This is a genomic window from Butyrivibrio sp. (assembly GCF_017433805.1).
Classification (GTDB): Bacteria; Bacillota; Clostridia; order Lachnospirales; family Lachnospiraceae; genus Butyrivibrio.
In genome coordinates this window covers 41217-63130 of sequence record NZ_JAFRGN010000031.1, presented here as the reverse complement: position 1 = coordinate 63130, position 21914 = coordinate 41217, and the positions used below count along the sequence as shown (strand labels likewise).

19 protein-coding genes are annotated in these 21914 nt (G+C 40.9%); 1 reads left to right on the top strand and 18 read right to left on the bottom strand.

Annotated elements, in window-relative coordinates:
- Position 1: 1 nt before the first annotated feature.
- From IJI01_RS08085 to IJI01_RS08075, 3 genes are all read right to left on the bottom strand, one after another.
- Entirely contained in the window at positions 2–1720 is a 1719-nt protein-coding gene (locus tag IJI01_RS08085) for an ABC transporter ATP-binding protein (RefSeq protein WP_292188464.1), read from the bottom strand.
- Between the two features lie 61 nt (positions 1721–1781).
- A complete protein-coding gene (locus IJI01_RS08080; RefSeq protein WP_292188461.1) occupies positions 1782–3263 on the bottom strand; it encodes an RsmF rRNA methyltransferase first C-terminal domain-containing protein in 1482 nt (493 codons plus the stop codon).
- 2 nt (positions 3264–3265) lie between these two features.
- Positions 3266–3637 carry a metal-dependent transcriptional regulator gene (locus IJI01_RS08075; RefSeq protein ID WP_292188459.1) on the bottom strand — a complete coding sequence of 124 codons (372 nt, stop codon included), beginning with the start codon at positions 3635–3637 and terminating at the stop codon, positions 3266–3268.
- 147 nt (positions 3638–3784) lie between these two features.
- Here IJI01_RS08075 and IJI01_RS08070 point away from each other — a divergent pair, with 147 nt between their 5' ends.
- Positions 3785–4852, top strand: a complete 1068-nt coding sequence (locus tag IJI01_RS08070; protein WP_292188456.1) for an acyltransferase family protein — start codon at positions 3785–3787, stop codon at positions 4850–4852.
- Positions 4853–4870: 18 nt separating this feature from the next.
- On the opposite strand, the gene rny is transcribed toward IJI01_RS08070, so the two are convergent.
- The 15 genes from rny to ruvA all read right to left on the bottom strand — a co-directional run bounded on the left by rny (position 4871) and on the right by ruvA (position 21884).
- Positions 4871–6418, bottom strand: a complete 1548-nt coding sequence (gene rny / locus IJI01_RS08065) for a ribonuclease Y (RefSeq protein ID WP_029232707.1) — start codon at positions 6416–6418, stop codon at positions 4871–4873.
- Positions 6419–6661: 243 nt separating this feature from the next.
- Positions 6662–8386 (bottom strand): methyl-accepting chemotaxis protein, encoded by a 1725-nt coding sequence (locus IJI01_RS08060; protein ID WP_292188448.1) that lies wholly within the window; start codon positions 8384–8386, stop codon positions 6662–6664.
- 12 nt (positions 8387–8398) lie between these two features.
- A complete protein-coding gene (locus IJI01_RS08055; protein ID WP_292188446.1) occupies positions 8399–9850 on the bottom strand; it encodes an extracellular solute-binding protein in 1452 nt (483 codons plus the stop codon).
- A gap of 147 nt (positions 9851–9997) precedes the next feature.
- Complete coding sequence (locus IJI01_RS08050; RefSeq protein WP_292188444.1) at positions 9998–10621, bottom strand: regulatory protein RecX; 624 nt, start codon at positions 10619–10621, stop codon at positions 9998–10000.
- Between the two features lie 75 nt (positions 10622–10696).
- Positions 10697–11773, bottom strand: a complete 1077-nt coding sequence (gene recA, locus IJI01_RS08045) for a recombinase RecA (RefSeq protein WP_292188441.1) — start codon at positions 11771–11773, stop codon at positions 10697–10699.
- Between the two features lie 282 nt (positions 11774–12055).
- Positions 12056–12592 (bottom strand): hypothetical protein, encoded by a 537-nt coding sequence (locus IJI01_RS08040; RefSeq protein ID WP_292188438.1) that lies wholly within the window; start codon positions 12590–12592, stop codon positions 12056–12058.
- 28 nt (positions 12593–12620) lie between these two features.
- Entirely contained in the window at positions 12621–13004 is a 384-nt protein-coding gene (locus IJI01_RS08035; protein WP_330623103.1) for a GerW family sporulation protein, read from the bottom strand.
- A gap of 21 nt (positions 13005–13025) precedes the next feature.
- On the bottom strand, positions 13026–14030 hold the full coding sequence (locus IJI01_RS08030) for a DUF2953 domain-containing protein (RefSeq protein ID WP_292188435.1): 1005 nt from the start codon (positions 14028–14030) through the stop codon (positions 13026–13028).
- 18 nt (positions 14031–14048) lie between these two features.
- Complete coding sequence (locus IJI01_RS08025) at positions 14049–14378, bottom strand: hypothetical protein (protein ID WP_292188431.1); 330 nt, start codon at positions 14376–14378, stop codon at positions 14049–14051.
- An 89-nt stretch (positions 14379–14467) separates the two neighbouring features.
- Positions 14468–15991 (bottom strand): peptidoglycan D,D-transpeptidase FtsI family protein, encoded by a 1524-nt coding sequence (locus tag IJI01_RS08020; RefSeq protein WP_292188494.1) that lies wholly within the window; start codon positions 15989–15991, stop codon positions 14468–14470.
- On the bottom strand, positions 15909–17339 hold the full coding sequence (locus tag IJI01_RS08015; RefSeq protein ID WP_292188428.1) for an FtsW/RodA/SpoVE family cell cycle protein: 1431 nt from the start codon (positions 17337–17339) through the stop codon (positions 15909–15911). The genes IJI01_RS08020 and IJI01_RS08015 overlap by 83 nt, the downstream gene beginning before the upstream one ends.
- Before the next feature lie 4 nt (positions 17340–17343).
- A complete protein-coding gene (locus IJI01_RS08010) occupies positions 17344–19665 on the bottom strand; it encodes a U32 family peptidase (RefSeq protein ID WP_292188425.1) in 2322 nt (773 codons plus the stop codon).
- 74 nt (positions 19666–19739) lie between these two features.
- Positions 19740–20153, bottom strand: a complete 414-nt coding sequence (locus IJI01_RS08005; RefSeq protein ID WP_026487955.1) for a cell division protein ZapA — start codon at positions 20151–20153, stop codon at positions 19740–19742.
- Between the two features lie 37 nt (positions 20154–20190).
- Entirely contained in the window at positions 20191–21222 is a 1032-nt protein-coding gene (gene ruvB, locus IJI01_RS08000) for a Holliday junction branch migration DNA helicase RuvB (RefSeq protein ID WP_292188422.1), read from the bottom strand.
- 38 nt (positions 21223–21260) lie between these two features.
- On the bottom strand, positions 21261–21884 hold the full coding sequence (ruvA, locus tag IJI01_RS07995) for a Holliday junction branch migration protein RuvA (RefSeq protein WP_292188419.1): 624 nt from the start codon (positions 21882–21884) through the stop codon (positions 21261–21263).
- Positions 21885–21914: the final 30 nt, after the last annotated feature.

Here is a 21914-nt window from a genome sequence, read left to right as displayed (position 1 = left end):
GTCACGCCTCCTTCTTAAACTGTGAATCATAGATTTCTTTGTAGAGTTCACAGCTATCAAGGAGCTCTTCGTGACTTCCAATTCCGGCCACTACTCCGTTATCAAGAACAATTATTTTGTCACAGCCCATAACTGCTGAAGTTCTCTGAGATACTATAAATGTGGTCGGAGGATTATCCATACCAGCAATAGCCGCCCTGAGATTCTTGTCTGTGAGGTAATCAAGAGCAGAAGCGCTATCATCCAGAATAAGGATTTCTGGCTTTCTGACAAGTGCCCTTGCTATTGTAAGTCTCTGCTTCTGGCCGCCTGAGAAGTTTCTTCCTCCCTGGGCAACCATAAAGTCAAGTCCGCCTTCCTTGCCATCTACAACCTCTTTGGCCTGGGCAATTGTAAGTGCCTGATAAATATCTTCATCTGTGGCGTCAGCCTTACCCCACTTCATGTTATCTCTGATTGTTCCATGGAAAAGAACTGCCTTCTGAGGAACTATACCAATTCTCTCCCTGAGAACTTCCATGTTATATTCTCTGACATCCCTGCCATCGACTGTAACACTTCCTTCTCTTGTGTCATAGAATCTTGGGATAAGATTTATAAGAGAAGACTTACCACTACCGGTTCCACCAATGACACCGATCTTCTCACCTCTTTTAGCGGTAAAAGAAATATTCTCAAGTGAATCTGCACTGTCGCCCTCATAGCGCATGCAGACGTTATCAAATACAACGTGGTTTTCAGTAGTTTCAAAGGTTGTAATAGTTCCATCCTGCATGGATGACTTGAGCTCCATAAGCTCCTGAACTCTGTTACCGCAGGCAACAGCCTTGGTAATAGTAACTACAAGGTTGGCAAGCTTAATAAGCTCAACAAGAATCTGTGACATATAGTTATAAAGAGCTACAACCTGACCCTGTGTAAGCTCTCCTGAATTAACATAGAAAGCTCCTTTGTAAATAAGGTAAGCAATAGACAGGTTGAGAATAGCATAAGTAACAGGATTCATAAGGGCTGTTATGCCACCAACGAATTTCTGCATACCCATGAGAATATTACTATGCTTATTAAATTTGTCTTTTTCCTCTGATTCTAGTCCGAAGGCTCTGATAACCCTTACACCTGTATGATTCTCTCTTGTGAATCTAAGAAGCACATCGAGACTACTCTGAATCTTCTCATATCTGGGGATACTCCAGGCTGTAATAGATGCCACAACTATGAACAAAAGGACAATAGTCACAGCAAAGATAGCTGCCTGCCTTACATCGATCGTAAACGCCATAATAAGTGCGCCAAATACAACGAATGGCGAACGAAGCAGCAGCCTTATAGTCATGTTAACGCCCTGCTGTACCTGGTTCATGTCACTGGTCATTCTGGTGATCATGGCAGCAGTTCCTACTCTGTCCATATCAGAATAAGAGAGCTTCTGAATATTATCAAACAGAGCTTTCTTGGTCTTCTTGGCAAAACCTGCAGCGGCCTTGGCTGCAAAATACTGTGCAGTTACTGCACTGATAAAGCCCACAAAGCAAAGTAAAATGAGGATAAGGCACATTCTGATAACAAACCCTTTATCCCCATTAGCAATTCCCTTATCGATCATTGCTGCGATTACAAGAGGCACCATGAGCTCAAAGGATGCCTCAAGCAGCTTAAAAAGTGGTCCTAATATTGTTTCTTTTCTGTAGTCCTTAAGATATACTAATAACTTACGCAATTTACTAAACCCCTGAATCTATAATCTCCCTCATAAAGAAAATAGATCTACATCTAAATAATCAGTAATTAATTCTAAGTCCCTTTGGATAGTGATTCTTGAGCATGCCTGAAGCCTGCTTAGCCCAGCCGATGCTGTACTGTCCTACTGTAATAAGAGTCCACCCCTTTGCTGCACTCTTGTCACATCTAAGAGTCTGTCCATTGAGAAACTGCCTGATATCAGCGCTGTCCTCAGCAAAAGAAATAGTGTTCACTGCATCCTCACTTCTGATAGCAAGAGCTAGTGCATGTGATGGCTCGAATCTGTCTTTTTTGACAGTGCCAAGGTGAAGTCCTGGCCTCATGCACTTAAGGCCATTTATTCCAGGCATCCTGTCATCACACAGATAGAGCTGTTCTCCAAACATAAAGAGTGTGCCAGCAAGACTGATGCCACTTTTAAGCAGCATCTTATCCTTATCAGCAAACACAAGCGCTTCACTTGCAAACTCTGCAAAGAGCTTTTGGATTTCTTTTTTGGCTGGGAGGTTACGACCTCCAGGGACATAATTATCTTTTTCCCTGTCAAGGAGCTGTCCTTCCCTTTCAAGCACACATAAGAAATGGCCCTCTCCTCTTAGTTTGTGAGGCCATAGCCTTATTGAATCGCCTACTTCTGCAAGGATACGCTTTGACTCTTCCTCTGATAGTCCTGCTTCTGCAAGGCACTTATCAGATATCCAGGAAGGATTGCCATTTGCCATTCCCTCAAACAATTCCACCTTTTTAACATGGAAATCAGGGTGAGTTGCAAGGAATCTGAAGATAGACTCTTCATTTTCTCTGACTGCAAAGGTACAGGTGGAATACACAAGGCGTCCCCCTGGAAGCAGCATCATAGCTGCATGCTCCAGTATTCCTTTTTGCCTGTCTCCGCATAGTTCAACATTTTCAGGACTCCATTCAGAGGATGCGTTCTCGTTCTTCCTGAACATGCCCTCACCTGAACATGGTGCATCCACCAGAATCTTATCAAAATAACCTTCAAATACGCCTGAAAGGCTCTCTGGTGTCTCATTAAGCACAAGCGCATTTCTGATTCCAAGTCTCTCAACATTAAGCGAAAGAATCCTGGCTCTATCCCTGTTTATCTCATTGGTGATAAGAAGTCCTTCTCCTGCCATCTTGGTAGCAATCTGAGTAGACTTGCCACCAGGAGCTGCACACAGATCAAGAATCCTGTCGCCAGGCCTTGGATCAAGAAAGTGGACAGGCGCCATAGCACTTGGTTCCTGAATATAATACAGCCCTGCCTCATGATATGGACTCTTACCGGGAGTAGCTTCGCCTTCATAGTAATAGCCATCTTCTTCCCATGGGACCTGCTCTGTGCTGATTCCTATTGCAGCAAGTTCAGCATCTACAGCATCCCCGGCTTTGAGCCTGTTTATTCTAAGGGCATGGTATCTTTCGTCATTCTCACCAAAACTCCTGATGAAGCTGTCATACTCATCTTCACCAAGAAGTCCCTGCATTCTAATGCAAAATTGTTCTGGTAACATATTTACTGTTCCTTATGTTCCTTCATATACTTTTTAATTCCTCTGAAAGTCTCAGGACTGATGATGTGCTCGATTCTGCATGCATCATTCTCTGCAACCTCAGCGCTGACTCCAGCTGTCATCATGAGAAACTTAGTAAGGTTAGTGTGCTTCTCATATACATGCTTGGCAGTCTTAAGTCCTTCCTCTGTAAGAGTAAGCTCTCCATCCTGCTCAACTGTGATAAGACCATTCTCCTTGAGAATACCTACAGCCCTTGAAACACTAGGTCTTGAAAAGCCAAGTTCATTAGCTACATCTATTGAACGGACTGTTCCCTTTTTCTTTTTCAAAAGGTATATTGTCTCGATGTAATCTTCACCTGATTCGTGCATAGCATCTCCTCCATAATTATTGTATTAAGATTATATTATATTGCGTGCAATTTATTCTTTCAAGTGCTTAACTGCTCTTATTTATTGAACTAGCCCCATGTATTGATGTATCATAATATGACAAAGTCAAAACACTTGGAGTGATGTATGAAAAAAAGATATAACTTTATGAATATACTAAGAGTCTTATCAATGATCTCTATAGTATTCTATCACATGTTGATAACTCTTTATATATATGGAATCAGGCAGCACGAAAGTATTAGCTTTTTATTTGAAAATGCCAATATGCATATCGCCAAGATCGGCGTTGGTCTCTTCTTTATGTTGTCTGGAGCAGGCCTCATGCTTGCCACCAAGGACAACTTTAATATCAAGGACTTCTATGTAAAGAGATTTACCAAGATTCTCATTCCTTTTTATATTGTTTATGTCTGCTACTTTATCTTTTTACTGGGTATTGGTGATATGTCTATCAAAGCCCCATTCGGAGATAAAGTGCTAAAGCCCTACAGTTTTGTATTTACGCTGCTTGGTATGGACGCTTATCTAGAGAACTTTGGTATTCCTACGTGCTCTCTCGGAATTGGGGAGTGGTTTTTAGGCTGTCTCATTCTGATATACATTCTCTTCCCAATAATGAGATTCTGTATACTGAAAAACAGACTGATCACATTGACCACTTCCATAATCTATTTTGTATTTATTTGTATTTTTTATTTCTATGTTCCAGGCTTCATAGAAGTACCACCATATATGAATATGGCACTTAAAATCTTTGATTTTATCTTGGGAATGAACCTGGCCCTGACTATTTCAGACAGAAAGAAATATACGCCTTTTATAGCAGGCGCCATCTTCCTGTTCTTCCTCTTGTATCCTACAAGAATGGCAGGAACTGAAGATTTCCAGATTCCGATACAGTGCCTGTCTGTATATCTGATATTCGAAAGCCTTGAGGGTGTTTTCTCCAAAGCACCTAAGGTAATGAAGGTGGTTGATATTCTGGCATCCTACAGCTATGAATATTTCCTTATTCATCACGCAGTTATACTGTATCTATCCAAGCAGGGACTTAATTCTGCTTTCAGCAACGCTCAGGTTCTTCTTCTGTTTGTAGAAGAGATTTTGTTAACTACAGTTCTTAGCATACTTCTTAAATACATAATCAATCTAAAAAATCTTAAAAACATCAAAAAAGAGGCTATCCAATAAGGATAACCTCTTAATTTTTTACTTCGCGTAATCTGTTGCTCTACTCTCTCTGATAATATTAACCTTGATCTGTCCGGGATATTCCATCTCGTCCTCAATCTTCTTGGCAATATCACGAGCCATGAGCACCATATCTGCATCAGAAACCTGCTCAGGAACAACCATTACTCTGACTTCTCGACCAGCCTGAATAGCAAATGAGTGATCAACACCCTTAAAGCTATTGGTGATTTCTTCGAGTTCTTTTAATCTGGATGTGTATGTTTCAAGTGTCTCTCTTCTAGCACCTGGTCTTGCTGATGAAATTGTATCAGCAGCCTGTACAAGAACTGCTATAAGAGACTGTGGCTCTACGTCACCGTGATGAGCCTCAACTGCATTGATAACAATCTGTGATTCCTTGTACTTCTTACAGATATCAACACCAAGCTGGATATGTGAGCCTTCAAGCTCATGATCAACAGCCTTACCAATATCATGTAAAAGACCTGCTCTCTTAGCAACTCTCACATCAAGTCCAAGTTCTGAAGCAAGAAGTCCGCACAGCTGTGCAACCTCTACAGAATGCTTCAAACAGTTCTGGCCGTAACTTGTTCTAAACTTCATACGACCAAGAATCTTGATAACTTCTGGATGAAGTCCGTGAACACCAGCCTCGATAGCGGCATTCTCACCTTCCTCCTTGATCTTGGCAGCTACTTCCTTCTGTGCCTTCTCAACCATTTCCTCGATTCTTGCAGGATGGATACGACCATCTACAATAAGCTTCTCAAGAGCTATACGAGCAACCTCTCTACGGATTGGATCAAAGCCAGAGATAACAACTGCCTCCGGTGTATCATCAATAATGAGATCCACACCAGTCATTGTCTCAAGTGTTCTAATGTTTCTTCCTTCTCTACCAATGATTCTACCCTTCATTTCATCATTAGGTAGCTGTACAACAGATATTGTAGTCTCAGAAACATGATCTGCAGAACAACGCTGAATAGCGTTTACTACGATTTCCTTAGCTCTCTTATCTGCTTCCTCTTTTGCCTCAGCTTCCATGTTCTTGATCATGACAGCTGATTCATGTTTAACATCATCCTCAACGATCTTTAAAAGATACTCTTTTGCCTGCTCGGAGGTTAAGCCAGAGATTTTCTCAAGTTCCTGTAGCCTTTGTTCATTCAGCTTAGCAACCTCTTCACTCTTCTTGTTAAGCGCCTCTTCGCGAGCATTAAGACTCTGCTCTTTCTTCTCAATCGCTTCCGATCTCTTCTCGACGTTTTCCTCTTTCTGCTGAACTCTTCTCTCAGAGCGCTGAACCTCGTTTCTACGGTCCTTAACTTCCTTTTCCAATTCGTTACGTGTCTTTAACGCTTCTTCCTTGGCTTCCAAAAGTTTCTCACGCTTTGTCTCCTCAGCAGTTTTGAGTGCTTCGTCAATAATCTTTCTTGCCCTTTCCTCAGCACTTCCGATTTTCCCCTCAGTTACCTTTTTATGGTATGAGTTTGACAAAACCCAAGTTACAAGTACAGAAATGACAAGAGTTGCTACTACTGCAATAATAATACCTGGCATTACAGGAGCACCTCCTTATTCAATTTTCATTGTACAATATTTTGTATAGTGTGCTATAAAACACCCATAAATAACGCACATAAATACAATTTTACAACACTTAAATTTTACCTTTTATAAAGTGCAGTGTCAAGAAGATAAACTTCAATTAAAGAGATGGCCGCATTCCCAAAAGCGAGGAAATACGGCCATCTTCAGCATTCACACACAAGAAAATATAGAAAAAATCTATTCAAATGCCTGTCAGAATTTGAATTTATTAACCTCTCCATCAAGCTGCTGAGCAATCTGTGCATTCTCATTTACAACAGCTTTATTTTCCTTCATGTTATCTGACATCTCAGTAACAGCACCTGCTACATCTCCAATTCCCTTAGCACTTTCATCAACTGCTGTAGCAACATCGCTCATTGCCTGAGATACGAAATTCATTGAATTCTCGATGTTCTGTGAAGCATTTTCTACATTGCGGAGCATTTCAGAAATCTTTTGAGCATCATCCTGATACTGAACACCGGTATCCATCAGCTGCTGATATCCACCGATTGTCTTTTCTCTTACAAAGTCAACCATCTTGGTCGCTTCATCTGCAAGTTCCTTAACATTTCCAATAACTTCTTCAGAAATAACCTGAATCTTCTTGGCTGTATCAGCTGAACTTGTAGCAAGACTGCTGATTTCTCCAGCAACAACCGCAAAGCCTTTACCATGTTCACCAGCTCTTGCTGCCTCAATACTTGCATTAAGTGAAAGAAGGTTAGTCTGAGATGCAATCTCAAGGATTGTCTGAGTAAGACCACTGATCTGTTCAACGGCCTTAGATTTTTCAATCTTATCATTAAGACCTTCTGTCATGTTGTCAGCCGCTTCTCTTGCTGCATCTGTCTCTTCCTCAGCATGCTTTCTCATTTCCTTAGCACGCTCTTCCATCTCACTTGCGTAATCAGTGCCTTCACGAACACTACTGTACATTCCCTGTACATCTTCTTTAATCTTGTTAGTAGAACCCTGAACCTGTGCAAGTGAAGCTGCAGTTTCTTCCATTGCTGCACTCATCTGCTCCATGGTTGCAGAAACGCCATCAAGCTGATCGTTAGTTCTTACTGTAGTATCAAGTGCTGTTTCTACAGAGCCTGAAAGCTTATTTGAACTATCAAAGATAGAATGTACTACGCCTCTGATATATTCCAGAAGTTCATTGATACTATCTGCAATATCTGATACCTCATCATTACCCTTGATTTCAATCTTCTGAGTAAGGTCACCATTGTTATTAACAAGATCAGAAATCTTCTTATCAACAACGCCAAGGCCATAACCGATACCATTAGCCATGATGAATGAAATAACAGCGGAAATAACAGCCATTACTGCAGCAATGATAATGATCTTTTCAACTATACTCTTTAAAGAAGCAGTCAGATCCGAAACGATATAATCGATGCCAAGAACACCTACTACCTTTCCTGATGCATCCTTAATTGGAGCAAACGCTGTAATATAATCTACACCAGACGCATTTTTATCAACTGTTGTTGAAACATAGCCATCTGAACTCATTGCTTTGTTAATACTATCAGTATCAGCGCCATCAATTGGTGATCCAATTGAAATGCCCTCTGATGCAGGAGTTGACAGATAAACAAGTGATCCGCCTCTTTCTCCAGCAGTATAGATAGAACTGATATTAGCAGAATCAGCTACAACTGCCATATCTTCTCTCATAACAGTATTAGCATAGCTCTCATCGCCTCCAGTGTCCAAAAGGCTAAGCAGATTACCATTGATCTGTTTAGCTGCAATCTGACATATTGAAAGCGTATTCTTGGCAGCTGACTGTACGTAACTATCCTGTACTGAGCGGTAGATTGCAATACCCATTACTGTACATACGATAATATTGATAAGAACACTACCAATAAGAATTTTGGCCTTAATACTACATCTAAAACCTCTCTTGTTCTTCATCGATTTGCCTCCTTACTCAGCATTCAGTGAATCCACTATTGCCTGGGACATATATACTCCATTTGCTGCTTCGAATTCTGCATATGCTGAGTCCATATCAGCCCCGTCAATTACCACCTTTTTAACTAACTCTTTCTTAAGAGCCATCAGATCATCGTTATAAATAGAAAATGCTTCTGTACCATATGGAAGATCTGCCATAACACTATTTTCATTAAAGAGTTTCAAAGCTTCTGCCTGTTTCTCTGTAACCTTACCTGGGTCATTAGCCAGTGTTACAGTAGCGATCAAATGATCAATATGGTTTTTGGCATAACTGTCTGAAATAGGACTATAGGTCCAAAGGAGCTCCATTTCTCCGCCATCATTCATTGTCTCAAGGAAATACTTGTAGACACCTGATGGATTCTTGCAGGCTGAAGTAATGCACCATACCGGAGCTACTCTTTCAAGATATGCTCCGGTCTCTGCTATAGGAGGAAGTGCTACAAGTTCACTATCAACCTCTGCTTCTTTAAGCTTATTAGCAAGCGTCTGTGCCCAGTTACCTGCCCAATAAGTAAATACGCCGTATTCATTGGCATAGAACTTATCTCTACAATCTCCGGTGCCATTATCAACAATATCCTTATCGATATAGCCTTTAGAATAAGCATCGCGAATTCTTGTCAGAGCCGCTTTCATACTGTCTTCCATAAAGCCATCAACCCAGGTACCATCATCCTTCTGATAAAAAGATGGATATGCATCCTGGTAAAACTCTGGAAGATAGTTAGTATAAGGTGCCTCATTATTGATAATACCTGCAGCTGAAACGCCATAAGTATTGCCTCTAATTCCATCCCCGTCTGGATCCTCTTCAGTAAAGGCCTTCAGCATAGCAAGATATTCATCATAATTAGTAGGCGCACTCATTCCTACATTATCAAGCCAGGCTTTCTTAATATAGGTAATACATCCATTACCTCTTGTAGGGCTGATACCATAAAGCTTACCGTTGATCCTGATACCATCGATAAGGCTTTCCTTTCCTTCAGCCTGGATTCTTGCCTGAAGGTCAGAGCCCTGATAATAGGTGGATAAATCAGCAAGATAATTTTTTGCAGCATAAGAAGTGTAATATGTCGAACTCAGAAGTACTGCGTCCGGCAAATCACCTGATTCAAATGCTTTTGTAACCTCTTCGTAATATACATCATGCTCTGGCTGAATAATTATAAGGTCTATTCCAGTCAAAGCCTCCCACTGTTTTTCAAACTCATCTCTACCGTTTTCCTGTGTGACAAGCGTTCCATCTACCATAATTGTAATGGAAGAAGGCTTAGTATAAGACGCATTGCCACTGCCAATTACATCTGAGCCAGTCATGCCTACGCTGACTGTTGCAGCTGTAGTACTTCCACAGGCTGTTAAGATTCCTGCTAATAATACAGCGCAAATTATAGTCGGTCTCTTCCTATTCATGATACCTCCTAATAAATATGCAAAACATCAATTAAACAGTGCACAATTATTATCACGCTTTTGGGCATAGAAAAAAACCGCTTTTTCGTATATTTAATCCTTTTTTTACGAAATTGCGGTTTTCTTTATCTCTTATTTATAAAATCATCAATCGTATTGATTCATGGCTTTTCTAATGCTATCCATAGAGTACCCTCGTCTTAATAAAAAGCCCATAATCTTCTGCTTCTCTTTGTATTCCATGTCATCACTATAATGTTTTTTCTCAAGGAGTTTAGCAATCTGTTCCTGCTCTATATCAGTATCAGATGCTTCATTCGCCTGTTCATATAACTCTTCTATGATGGGAAGTATAACATCCTTACTAATTCCCTTACCTGTCAGATCCTGAATGATTCTGCTCCTGCTACGCATCTCCATGTGATAGGTAATATAGTCTCTGGCAAAGCGCTCATCATCAAGGTATCTGTAGGATTTCACATAAGTAATGGCATCATCAACAATATCTGAGGGGTATAATCCTTCATGAAGCTTGTCACGAAGCTGTTTCTCAGTGTAGTCCTTCTTTTGGAGAAGGTTCATTGCTCTTAGTTTGGCCCTTTTAGGTAAAAGGACTCCCATAATCTCTTCATAATTATGCAAAGACACCTCTGTATCAGCCTTAATTCCATACTCTCGAAGCTCACCCTTATATAAAACAAAGGCAAATTCGCCATCTATAAATATCTTGCAACGCTTCTTATCAAGTTCAGCTACATCTGTAACTATCATACTGTCTCCTATATTAAGGCTTTTAGTAAAAATCGGTGACCATAAGGTCACCGATTCATCAATTGCCGAGTACTATTATTTAGATGCTTTTGCTCTCTTAGCTGAGGATGTTGCTGGCTCATCAGCTTCATCTGCCTTAGCTGCAACAGCGCCGTCAACAGGAAGACCATAACGAGCTCTTACCTTGGCATCAATCTCTGTAAGGATAGCCGGGTTATTCTCGAGATAAAGCTTAGCATTCTCTCTACCCTGTCCAATCTTCTCACCTTCATACTGGTACCAAGCGCCGCTCTTATTGACAATATCAACGCCAGCAGCAAGATCAAGGATATCACCAGTAGCTGAGATTCCCTTACCAAACATGATATCGAATTCAGCCTCCTTGAATGGAGGTGCAATCTTATTCTTAACAACCTTAACTCGTGTTCTGTTACCAATTACTTCACCGTTCTGCTTGATGGCCTCGATACGACGAACATCCATACGTACTGAAGAATAGAACTTAAGAGCACGTCCACCAGTAGTTGTCTCTGGATTACCAAACATAACACCAACCTTCTCACGAAGCTGGTTGATAAATACTACAGTACAGTTAGACTTACTGATTACAGCTGTAAGCTTACGAAGAGCCTGTGACATAAGTCTTGCCTGAAGACCTACATGTGAATCACCCATATCTCCATCAATCTCAGCCTTAGGAACAAGAGCTGCAACTGAGTCAACTACTACGATATCAATAGCACCTGAACGTACCATTGTCTCTGTAATCTCAAGAGCCTGCTCACCACTATCTGGCTGTGAAATATAGAGGTTATCAACATCTACGCCGATATTCTTGGCATATACAGGATCAAGAGCATGCTCAGCATCGATGAAACCTGCAATACCGCCTCTCTTCTGTACTTCTGCAATCATATGTAAAGTTACAGTGGTCTTACCACTGGACTCTGGTCCATAAATCTCAATAATTCTGCCCTTAGGAATTCCACCAAGGCCAAGTGCAATATCAAGACTAAGTGATCCTGTTGGGATTGTCTCGACATTCATAGTATCAGATGAATCTCCAAGCTTCATAACAGCGCCCTTACCAAACTGCTTCTCAATCTGTCCAAGAGCTGCCTCTAATGCTTTTTGTTTATCTTCTCTTTCCATACTAATCTCCTTCCAAGAACACCCGTTCTGTATATTTAAAATAATAAAACAAACGTTCGGGTGTGTCAATATAATAATTTTAATTTTTTGAAAATTCCGGCAGAATCGCCAGACACAGCATTACACCGCAGTAATACTGCAAAAATCCCCTGTTAACATATACAAGTCATTGCCCTAATGAGCAATGACTTGTTAACGATACCATATTATTCCCCACCAAACAAATTAATATTTTATGTATGTCGCAATTATGTGTATCAATTAGCTACACAACATGTATTTTTAATTGATAATACTGATATTAAACTGTCTGCAAAGAGCTGCATATTCAGCATTGATAAGCTGAACCATCTCTTCATCGCCAGAAATATTATCAGGATGAAACATTTTCATAAGATCTTTATATCTCTTTTTAAGAGTAAGTGCACTGTCTACGCCTCTGAATAAAAGATCAAGAGCATCATACTCATTCTGTCTCTGGTAGGCTTTCTCTCTCTCAAGCCTCATGAAATCAGCCTCAAGCTTCTTTTTATCGCTGTTGAGCTGAGCAAAGCCATTATTAAGAATGCGAAGTCTCTGATCAAACAAAGCCTTGTCAGTATCCAGTTTCTTGGTAGCAGTCTCAAGCTTACGCTCAAGAGCGTCCATTCTCTCTTTAAACGCCATCTCATCCGCTTCTAATCTGGCATACTTGTCCTCAAGAGCACTCTCCTGATTCTCAAGTCTCACACTCTCTTTAAAGAGCCATAAACGGAGCTGTGCAAGATCATCCTCTGTTCCGTTTAAGATAATTTCTTCAATGTTTCTTCTTTCATCCATATGGATACCCCCTAAGAAGAGGCACAAACTATTCCTCGTCTGGGAAAGCTATATCTACCGCCTCATCATCATCCATCATGTTTTCTTTCTTGGCTGAAAAACGGTCTACAATATCTGGCACCATATCAAGTACCTTGGTAACAGCATCCTGGTTCTTGATATTAACAAGCTTAGTTGAACCATTCTTGATAACAAGAACTGCGCTTGGTGACATCTTTGCACCAAAGCCTCCGCAGCCGCCATTCTTCTTGTCGGCTTCTGAAGAACCTGCTCCTACTCCAAAAGATACATCAACAAGTGGAACAATTATTGTATCACCAACCTTGGTAGCCTCACCTACAACGGTCTTGGCTGCCATAATTTTGTTCATTCCTCCAAGTAAAGACTCCACAACCTCATTAAAATTACTCACTATACACCTCCAACGATTCCATCAAGAATTTAAAATCTTTTTAAATCTTTTGATGACTTTTTTCACATCTTTATTAAAGTAGCAGACGCACACACAATACAGTACTGTAAACAGTGTAATGTGCCCCTTAAAATGAGCATCTGCATAAATAACTTTCCTGTCAAAATCAGGTCTGAATGTTACGCTCTTAAAAAGGACAGGATAAAGAGCTCCATAAGCTGCCATGGCCTGCGCTGTATCTGCAGGATCTCCAAGTCCAAGCATCAAATCCACCTTGGATTTATCCGGTAAGATCATCTTGATAAGTTTGATAAGTTTGCCCTTAACCAGCTCAAATGCCCGCTTGAAAATATCGTTTTCAAGTGTAGTTTTTATCATCCCTATCTTACCACAAACTCTAGATGTTGTATATTGGATTTTTCCAAGCACATTTTGTGGCGTTTTTAGAATATTTTCAACCTTTTCAATAATGTCCCATACAATTTCTATCAGCGCTTTATCTTCTGAATCGTTTCTAGTATTTGTATCGGATTCTGACTCTGATTCTTTATCATTTTCTGAAGCATTTTCTGTGTCGTCTGATTCAGTAGCTTCAGAATTCTGAATTACCTCATTCTCTGTATTTTCCCCGACAGTCTCAGTAGCTTCGACTTCTGTGGTATCTTCGGCTGCTTCTTCTATAATTTCTTCAGACTTATCCTCTTTTTTCTTTTTCTTGTCTTTCTTTTTATCAAGCTTCTCTTTCTTAGGTAAAATCTGCATTCCAAGAACCTTGACCGTAAATTCCTTTTTCTCAGGATATTCGATTCCACCGCTGACAAAATGAAGGAGCCAGGAGAATCTGGCAGAGCCTATTATCTTCTCCAGATCAAAGCCCTGCTCAAGGTCCGTTTCCGGAATGGTTCCATCAAGGCGATACCTGACAGGAACAAACAAAACAAGAATCAATATGAGAAGCACAACTGCCAGAATCACTAGCAGTGTTATTCCAATTATCTTAAGTACAGTTAGTATCCCCGTAAGCATAAACTGCTCACAACAAAATTATTCTTCTAAAAGTAAATAGTCCAAAAGCCTTCCATCCATTCCGACATTGGAAGCTTCCTGTGATATTCTCAGTACTATATCAACAGCTTCCTCATAGCTTGAGGCTATTCCATAGATCAAAACGGGATGCTTGCGATAATACTGCTGTTTGAGAAACGCACAATGAATAATATCAAGCTGGTCATTATCATCCATAGCCTTGGTGACGCAGTAGATATTGAACTGCCCACTTCCGGTATAGAGTTTCCACTTAACAAGCGTTCTCTTTTTGACATTATTACCCCAATATAAATTCCTGTAAAACTGGCAAAATCCGCCTTTTTTCATTACCGCTCTTCCCCATATAACTCATAAACGAAATCACAGCCCCAAAAGCATTTCTGTAATTTCATCATATTATCTATGATAACACAAAATTATTCGACACCGAAGTATGCATCAAATATTCTTTTTGCAATAGGTACAGCATAGCTTCCGCCACTACCAGCATCTTCAACTATGATAGTCACGCATATTTCAGGATCATCAGCAGGCGCAAATCCAGTAAACCAGGCATGTGAATCTGAAGTTGATGTGTTATACTCAGCAGAACCTGTCTTACCAGCTGCTGTATAGGAAAGACCTTTTAATTTGCTAGCTGTTCCTGACTGTACAACCTGCTCCATCATCTCTGTGAGAATATCAGACTCATTCTGTGAGATCAGTCTCTTGTAGCTCTCAGATGAGAAGCTCTTAACAAGCTTACCAGTATCACTTTTAACAGATGAAACAAGGTATGGCTTCATGAGTACGCCGTCATTAGCAATAGCACAGGTGATCATATTCATGTGCATTGGTGTTACAGTAGTTGTTCCCTGTCCAATAGAGAGCTGCATTACATCGTCAGTAGTTGTGGATGCATCATAAACAGCTGAGCTCTTTGAATAAAGAGTTGTAATGGGAAGCTCAGTGTTGAACAAAAGATACTTGAGTGTATCGTTAAAGGTAGATCTCTTTATATCAACGCCCATATTTGCAAAGGATGAATTACAGGATTTAGCAAAAGAGCTTGTGAAGTTCACTGCTCCGTGATTCTCACCATGGAAGCACTGAATCGTATTGCCTTCATAGGTGAATCTTCCGTTACAGCTAAATCTGTAGTCCTGATAATTGTTTGGATGATCTCTTAAATATGCAAGGGCTGTAACAATCTTGAAGGTAGATCCCGGAGGATATACCCCCTGAGTCGCTCTGTTAAGGAGCTTGGCATCAGGAGATTTATCAGCAATCAGGCTGTCCCAATCCTGAGCGATAGTGTTAGGATCATAATCCGGCTTGGAAACCATAGCCAGTACCTCACCAGTCTTGGGATTAGTTACAACAATAGCTCCCTTTCTGGCAGAAAGGGCATTAAATGCAACCTCCTGAAGCTTAACATCAAGAGTTGTATATACGTTATCTCCAGGATATTTGGAGCCTTGTGCATCAAGCTTAACCTTATCTTGAAGGTCAATACTGGTATTGATGAGATAGTAATTGGCAGCTGACTCTATTCCAGCCTTACCATTTGTAGAATATCCTACTACATGAGCAAATTCTCTTTCGTAGGGATATACTCTTTTATCCTTACCATCTTCTCCTGTAGTAGTATATGCAAGAACATCGCCGTCTCTTGAAAGTATCTGGCCTCTGTAGTTCTGAGCCAGAAGTATCTGCTGTCTTGTGTTATAGCTGTTATTAAGAAGTACCTGCCTGTTACTATAAGCATAGTTGCAGATATAAATAATAAGCGCAGCAAACAGCACTGAATAAAAGCTTCCCAGAACAATAATAGGCTTTGATCTTATTTTCTTTTTCTTACGCTTTGAATTATCTCTTTTATCTATTCTCGAAGCTCTGTCCGGCCTGTCTGATCTCTCTGGCCTGATCTGTTCTTCTCTCGTATCCCTTATCCTGTCCACGCCTCTGCGCCTCCAACTTTCTACGTCTCTTTTCTCTGGCTTCATAAATCTCGTCCTGCCTTATCATACAGACGCCTTCAGCAATCATGATCATAATGATCGTCACCAGTACTGAAGTTCCGCCATAACTTACAAGTGGCAGTGTTACACCGGTCAGTGGAATAAACTTGGATCCTCCGCCGATTGTGAGAAATGTCTGGAATATGTAAGCCACAGCTGTTCCTGTTATAACAAGTCTGTAGAATTTGTCTCTGATAAAATAGCCTTCCTGAAGCATCATAATAAAGGAGCTAACGCATATGAGTATCATCAGTACTGCAAATATTACGCCCAACTCCTCTGCAATTGCAGAGAAAATAAAGTCCTGCTCAACATAAGGAATGGACTGAGGTGAGCCACCGTATAGTCCTAGTCCGAACCAGCAGCCACTACTAATTCCAAACAGCGACTGTGACAGCTGATAGCCTGACTTTTCTATATCACTAAATGGATCAATAAATGCCTTAACTCTGACCTGAATATGGGAAAAGAGCTTGTAGGCAACAACACTCGCTATAGCTCCCGCCGCAAGGCCTATTCCCAAATATCCGATATTCTCAGTAGCAATATAAATAAGTGCCAGATATATCACAAAGAAAATCAGTGCACTTCCGAGATCCTTGGATAACACAAGAATAATAACGTGTGCTGCAGATATAACAGATAAAAGGAACAGGTCAAATAGTCCCTCCACCTGATTAAGGGCCGCAGCCATATAGAACAGAAATACTATCTTGACCACTTCTGAAGGCTGGAAGGTAATACCAGCAAAGGAATAATTGATCTTGGATCCATTGACGGTTGCTCCAAGTATCAGAACTATACCTATGGCAAGTATTCCAACACCTGCATATATCCAAGTAAACTTCTTGAGGAAATTGAACCTGAAAATCATCTCAGGCACAAAGAATCCGATGATAAATGAAGCTGTTATGATGAAGAACTGCTTCATTGCTTTGTCATAGGATAGTCTGGTCAGTATGATCATACCGATCATCAGCAGCATTACGCAGTTGTTCATTATCAGCTTATTACCATCTGGATAGATCAGATAAAAAAGTGTTATTGCAGATGCAAACACTATTATTTGAAATGCAAAAAAGAAAGCGTAACGAACCTTACCAGTTCTGGCAAGGATCTGCACAAAACAGGCAATCTGCACAGCAAACATGCAGATTATCTGCCTGATATATATCCCCTTTCTCTTTTCCTCCGTTTTCTTTGTAAAAACAAGAAACGCCTCCAGCGTATACAGGAAAAGAAAAAGAGTTATCACATATTTAGAAATTTCAGTCACATATAATTCCATTAGTCTATTCTACTTCGCGCTTAAAGTGACCTGTTGTATACCCTTTTTGTTCAATAGTCTCAAAAGCTTGTCTATCCCCGTTCAAAAAGGCCCCAAGAACTAAAGCACTCTCCTCCATACTTTCAGTTGTAAGATCAATCCTGAAATGATCAAACAGCTGCATATTCCTAATATTATCAAGTTTCTTGTGAAGTGATGTCGGATGAGCATTCCAAATCACATTCAGACAGTTCCTGCAATTGGTAGTTACAGGAAGTACATTCCCCATTCTGTCTACAAGCTTCATCTCTTCGCGGTTAAACTCATGCAACTTACCGCTGCATTTATCCATAGTTTTCTTGACACAGCCAGCACTCACCATCATAGGTGTTCTGCCGTAGATGTTATAAGTCCTTGGCATAAGGCTCTTGCTATCCAAAGCTTTAGCCAACTCTTTGGCTTCATGTATAGTCAGCTCAAGTGGAACTGAAGTCTCATCTATTGTAATGCCGTTCTCACTATTAAGCTCTGATAAAAGAGCTGCTGCATTCTGATTCCATACATAAACGCCGTAATCAAGAATTATAGTTCCCTTATATTCATGTTCCCTGATAAAACCAAGCTGTTCAAGGTTTCTGACCAAAACTCCGGTAAATCCCCTGGAATCTGCATTCTCAATAACATCAAGAATGTCTATGGTTCCATCAAACTCTTCTTCTCTAGTCACATATGGAAGTGCAACAATAAACTCCGCTCTATCTTCCCTGACAAAAGAAATCACCTTGTCAGCCAAAGAATCATCTAAATTAAAATACAGATCTGAGTCAACATATATTCTGACTTTTGCACCATACTCAGAAATGGCATTAAGAGCTGCCTTGAGTTGTGGTCTTGTATTAACAAGAATGTGATAGTCTCCCTTGCGCTCAGAAATAGCACCACCATAAAGCTTATTGTTCAATTCGTCGCTGAATGTTACACAAGACTCTTTTCCCTTACCTGCACTTCCAGCCACATCGGTCGCCTTAATAGCTTCAGCATCCTGTGAAAGTCTCTGCAGCATCTGTTCTGTCAATACTCTTCTAAGCTCATTAAGTTCACTTGCAGGAACAAATATGCCTGTTCCTGTTCCCTTGTCCTCTATAGTGACATTTATAGCTTCTGACACAAAAGGAGTATTCCCCAGCCTGTCCAGCTGCTTGATAACTGCCGCTTCATCCATTGGTCTCTTGGAAGCTGCCTGCACGTCACTTCCAGTAACAGTCTCTACAAGCTCCTCGCCATCTTTATTAACTGTCATAGTAATAACAGCTGTTTCGTCAAGGGTAAGATATGCATCAATTGTGCATTTAATCTTCTGTTCTCCCTGAAGGAACTTGTCCTTAACCATAGCCAAAACCTTGTCAGAGGTTCCGTTATATGCAGGTGATGAAATAGTCACCATATTCCTGCCATTATGCTGATGATAATAGCCTTCACTTATACCAGTTCTGAGATACAGTCCCTTAAGTATCTCCATATCTTCATCAGAAACCTTTATATCTTTTGATGGATCTGCGTAGTACATATCTATATATTTGCGATATAAAGCTGTAACTCCTGCTGCATACTCAGGCTTCTTCATTCTTCCTTCTATCTTGAAAGAATCAATTCCCGCCTTAATCAGCTCAGGAATCATATCTATAGTGCACATATCCTTAAGACTAAGAGGATAGGCTTCTACGCCACCTTTCCCTTGCAGCTGATATGGGAGTCTGCATGGCTGAGCGCATCTTCCTCTGTTACCACTACGCTCTCCAACCATACTGCTGAAAAGACATACACCTGAATAGCAGTAACACATAGCTCCGTGGATAAATGCCTCTACCTCTACATCAGCCTTTTCTCTGATAGCCTTCATCTCCATAAGGCTAAGCTCTCTGGCAGGTACTACTCGGCAACATCCAAGCTCTTTTAACAGTCTTGCTCCGTACACGCCTGTAACTGTCTGCTGAGTGCTGGCATGAAGTTCAATATTTGGGAACTCATCCCTTATCAGACGCATAACGCCATAGTCCTGAACTATTACACCGTCCAGATTCTTCTCTGCAAAAGGAAGCATAAAATCATACACCTGGCCAAACTCTTTTTCTTTGACCAGAGTGTTGACCGTCATATATATCTTCTTACCATGTAAATGGGCATAAGAAATAGCATCCAGAACCTGCTGGGTGTCAAAATTATCAGCATATGCTCTTGCACCAAATTTGGATCCACCAAGATATACGGCGTCAGCTCCCGCATTGAAAGCTCCCACCATTGTCTCATATCCACCAGCTGGTGCCAGTAACTCTACTCTTTTCTGCATTTCTTACTTCCTTATCTAAAATCTACAGAGGCTCTGCAATAATAAAGGCTGTCACTAGGACAGCCTTAAGAATCTTATTTTTTACTACCTGTTCCCTTGATCTGAGTCTCAAGCTGAATAATCTTCTTGGATGAATCATCAAGCTTGGTCTGAAGGTTCTTGCCATTCTTCTCAGTGTTCTCAAGTTTGATCTGTGTAGCGATCAGCTCATGTTTGAGGTCATAGAGCTCCTTCTCTTTCTCAGAAAGCTGCTCCTCCATCAGCTCAATCTGCTTCTTGGACTTAAAATAGTCATCTGCAATATTCAGCTGCAAAAGAACGTTCTGAGTATCAATCGGCTGTCTCTTGAACCCATCGATCTTGTTGTATTCAGCAATCTTGTTATTGATATAGGATGCTACCTTCTGAAGGTACTCCTCGCTCTCATATCCACTTAAGGTAAAAACCTTTCCCCCGATTATTACCTCGGTATCAGTCTTAGATGCCATAGTAAATCCCCTCTCAAATATCTACAACTACAACCCATTATACTTCACTAGTATCAGGCATTTCAAGCCCTAAATGATGATACGCCTGCTCAGTAACCACGCGGCCTCTGGGCGTTCTGTTGATGAATCCGTTCTTGATAAGATAAGGCTCATAGACATCCTCTATAGTGCCTGCATCCTCTCCGATGGCAGCTGCCAGAGTATCAAGACCAACAGGCCCACCTGAAAACTTACCGATCATCGTCATGAGAAGGTTTCTGTCAGTATGGTCAAGACCCATCTTATCTACATCCATAAGATCAAGGGCTGTAACTGCCACATCCTCAGTGATCCTGCCATCATACTTAACCTCAGCAAAATCTCGGACTCTCTTAAGGATTCTGTTAGCAAGTCTTGGTGTTCCACGGCTGCGCCTAGCCATCTCTACAGCGCCCTTTTCATCAACCTCAACTCCAAGTACACCTGCGGACTGCATGATAATCGTAGATAACTCGTCGATATCATAAAACTCCATCCTATGGATCATTCCAAATCTGTCACGAAGTGGGGCTGAGAGCATTCCTGCTCGTGTCGTTGCTCCGATAAGAGTAAAATGAGGAAGATCAAGTCTGATAGATCTCGCCGTAGGCCCCTTACCGATCATAATATCTATAGCATAGTCCTCCATAGCAGGATAAAGAACTTCCTCAACCTGCCTGTTGAGGCGATGTATCTCGTCTACAAAGAGCACATCTCCCTCCTGAAGGTTATTGAGAATCGCAGCCATATCTCCAGGCTTCTCAATAGCCGGTCCACTGGTGATCTTGATGTTAACTCCCATCTCTGCAGCTATAATGCCGGCAAGTGTAGTCTTACCAAGTCCGGGAGGCCCGTAAAAGAGAAGGTGATCTAGGCAGTCTCCTCTTTTCTTGGCAGCCTCTATATAAATCTTGAGGCTCTCCTTGATCTTCTTCTGTCCAATATAATTATCAAGACGCTTAGGGCGAAGAGATCCTTCTATCTTGGCATCTTCCTGATTAGCCGCCGTATCTATTCCCCTTGCAGTTGTGTTAATCTTTCTCTTTTCCATAGTAAGTTTCCGTTCAATCTACAATAATAGTCTATGACTTAGAACATTTCTTTTAGAGCCAGCTTGAGAAGCTTCTCTGTGTCTTCTCCGGCTGCTTTGTCAGAAGCAAGAACCTTTCTGACTGCCTTCATGGCATCAGCTGAGTTATAGCCAAGTGCCACAAGCGCAGCAACAGCCTCGTCTCTAGCGCTATTCTCGCCTTCTGATACAAGAGCATCACCAGAAGCAACAGAGCCTCCACCAAGAAGCTCATCCTCAGAAACCTTAAGCTTATCTCTGAGCTCAAGTGTGATTCTCTCAGCGGTCTTCTTGCCGATTCCCGGGGCCTTGGCAAGTGACTTACTGTCTCCAGCCATAATAGCAAACCTCAGATCATCAGGCGTCATAACAGAGAGAATGGATAGTCCCCCTTTGGGGCCTATTCCATTCACTGTTATAAGCATCTTAAAAAGATTAAGTTCATCTCTGGAAAGAAATCCGAACAATGTGAATGCATCTTCTTTGACATTGGTATATGTGTAAAGCTTAACCATTTCTCCAATACCAGGCATTCTATCCATTGTGGATCCTGAAATATTAACATTATAGCCAATGCCATTCACATCAATGACAGCATTGCCTTCTTCTAGATTCTCAAGAATCCCATTTACATAAGCGATCAAATTAAAAGTCCCCCGACTAAATACTATTTC

What these genes read in the sequence shown, in the direction of transcription:
- IJI01_RS08070 (WP_292188456.1), top strand. Translation starts at nt 3,785, where the DNA reads ATGAAAAAAAGATATAACTTTATGAATATACTAAGAGTCTTATCAATG.
- IJI01_RS08055 (WP_292188446.1), bottom strand. Translation starts at nt 9,850, where the DNA reads ATGAATAGGAAGAGACCGACTATAATTTGCGCTGTATTATTAGCAGGA.
- IJI01_RS08005 (WP_026487955.1), bottom strand. Translation starts at nt 20,153, where the DNA reads ATGGCATCTAAGACTGATACCGAGGTAATAATCGGGGGAAAGGTTTTT.
- IJI01_RS08080 (WP_292188461.1), bottom strand. Translation starts at nt 3,263, where the DNA reads ATGTTACCAGAACAATTTTGCATTAGAATGCAGGGACTTCTTGGTGAA.
- ruvB (WP_292188422.1), bottom strand. Translation starts at nt 21,222, where the DNA reads ATGGAAAAGAGAAAGATTAACACAACTGCAAGGGGAATAGATACGGCG.
- recA (WP_292188441.1), bottom strand. Translation starts at nt 11,773, where the DNA reads ATGGAAAGAGAAGATAAACAAAAAGCATTAGAGGCAGCTCTTGGACAG.
- IJI01_RS08010 (WP_292188425.1), bottom strand. Translation starts at nt 19,665, where the DNA reads ATGCAGAAAAGAGTAGAGTTACTGGCACCAGCTGGTGGATATGAGACA.
- IJI01_RS08030 (WP_292188435.1), bottom strand. Translation starts at nt 14,030, where the DNA reads ATGCTTACGGGGATACTAACTGTACTTAAGATAATTGGAATAACACTG.
- IJI01_RS08060 (WP_292188448.1), bottom strand. Translation starts at nt 8,386, where the DNA reads ATGAAGAACAAGAGAGGTTTTAGATGTAGTATTAAGGCCAAAATTCTT.
- IJI01_RS08025 (WP_292188431.1), bottom strand. Translation starts at nt 14,378, where the DNA reads ATGAAAAAAGGCGGATTTTGCCAGTTTTACAGGAATTTATATTGGGGT.
- IJI01_RS08075 (WP_292188459.1), bottom strand. Translation starts at nt 3,637, where the DNA reads ATGCACGAATCAGGTGAAGATTACATCGAGACAATATACCTTTTGAAA.
- IJI01_RS08040 (WP_292188438.1), bottom strand. Translation starts at nt 12,592, where the DNA reads ATGGATGAAAGAAGAAACATTGAAGAAATTATCTTAAACGGAACAGAG.
- IJI01_RS08050 (WP_292188444.1), bottom strand. Translation starts at nt 10,621, where the DNA reads ATGATAGTTACAGATGTAGCTGAACTTGATAAGAAGCGTTGCAAGATA.
- rny (WP_029232707.1), bottom strand. Translation starts at nt 6,418, where the DNA reads ATGCCAGGTATTATTATTGCAGTAGTAGCAACTCTTGTCATTTCTGTA.
- IJI01_RS08015 (WP_292188428.1), bottom strand. Translation starts at nt 17,339, where the DNA reads ATGGAATTATATGTGACTGAAATTTCTAAATATGTGATAACTCTTTTT.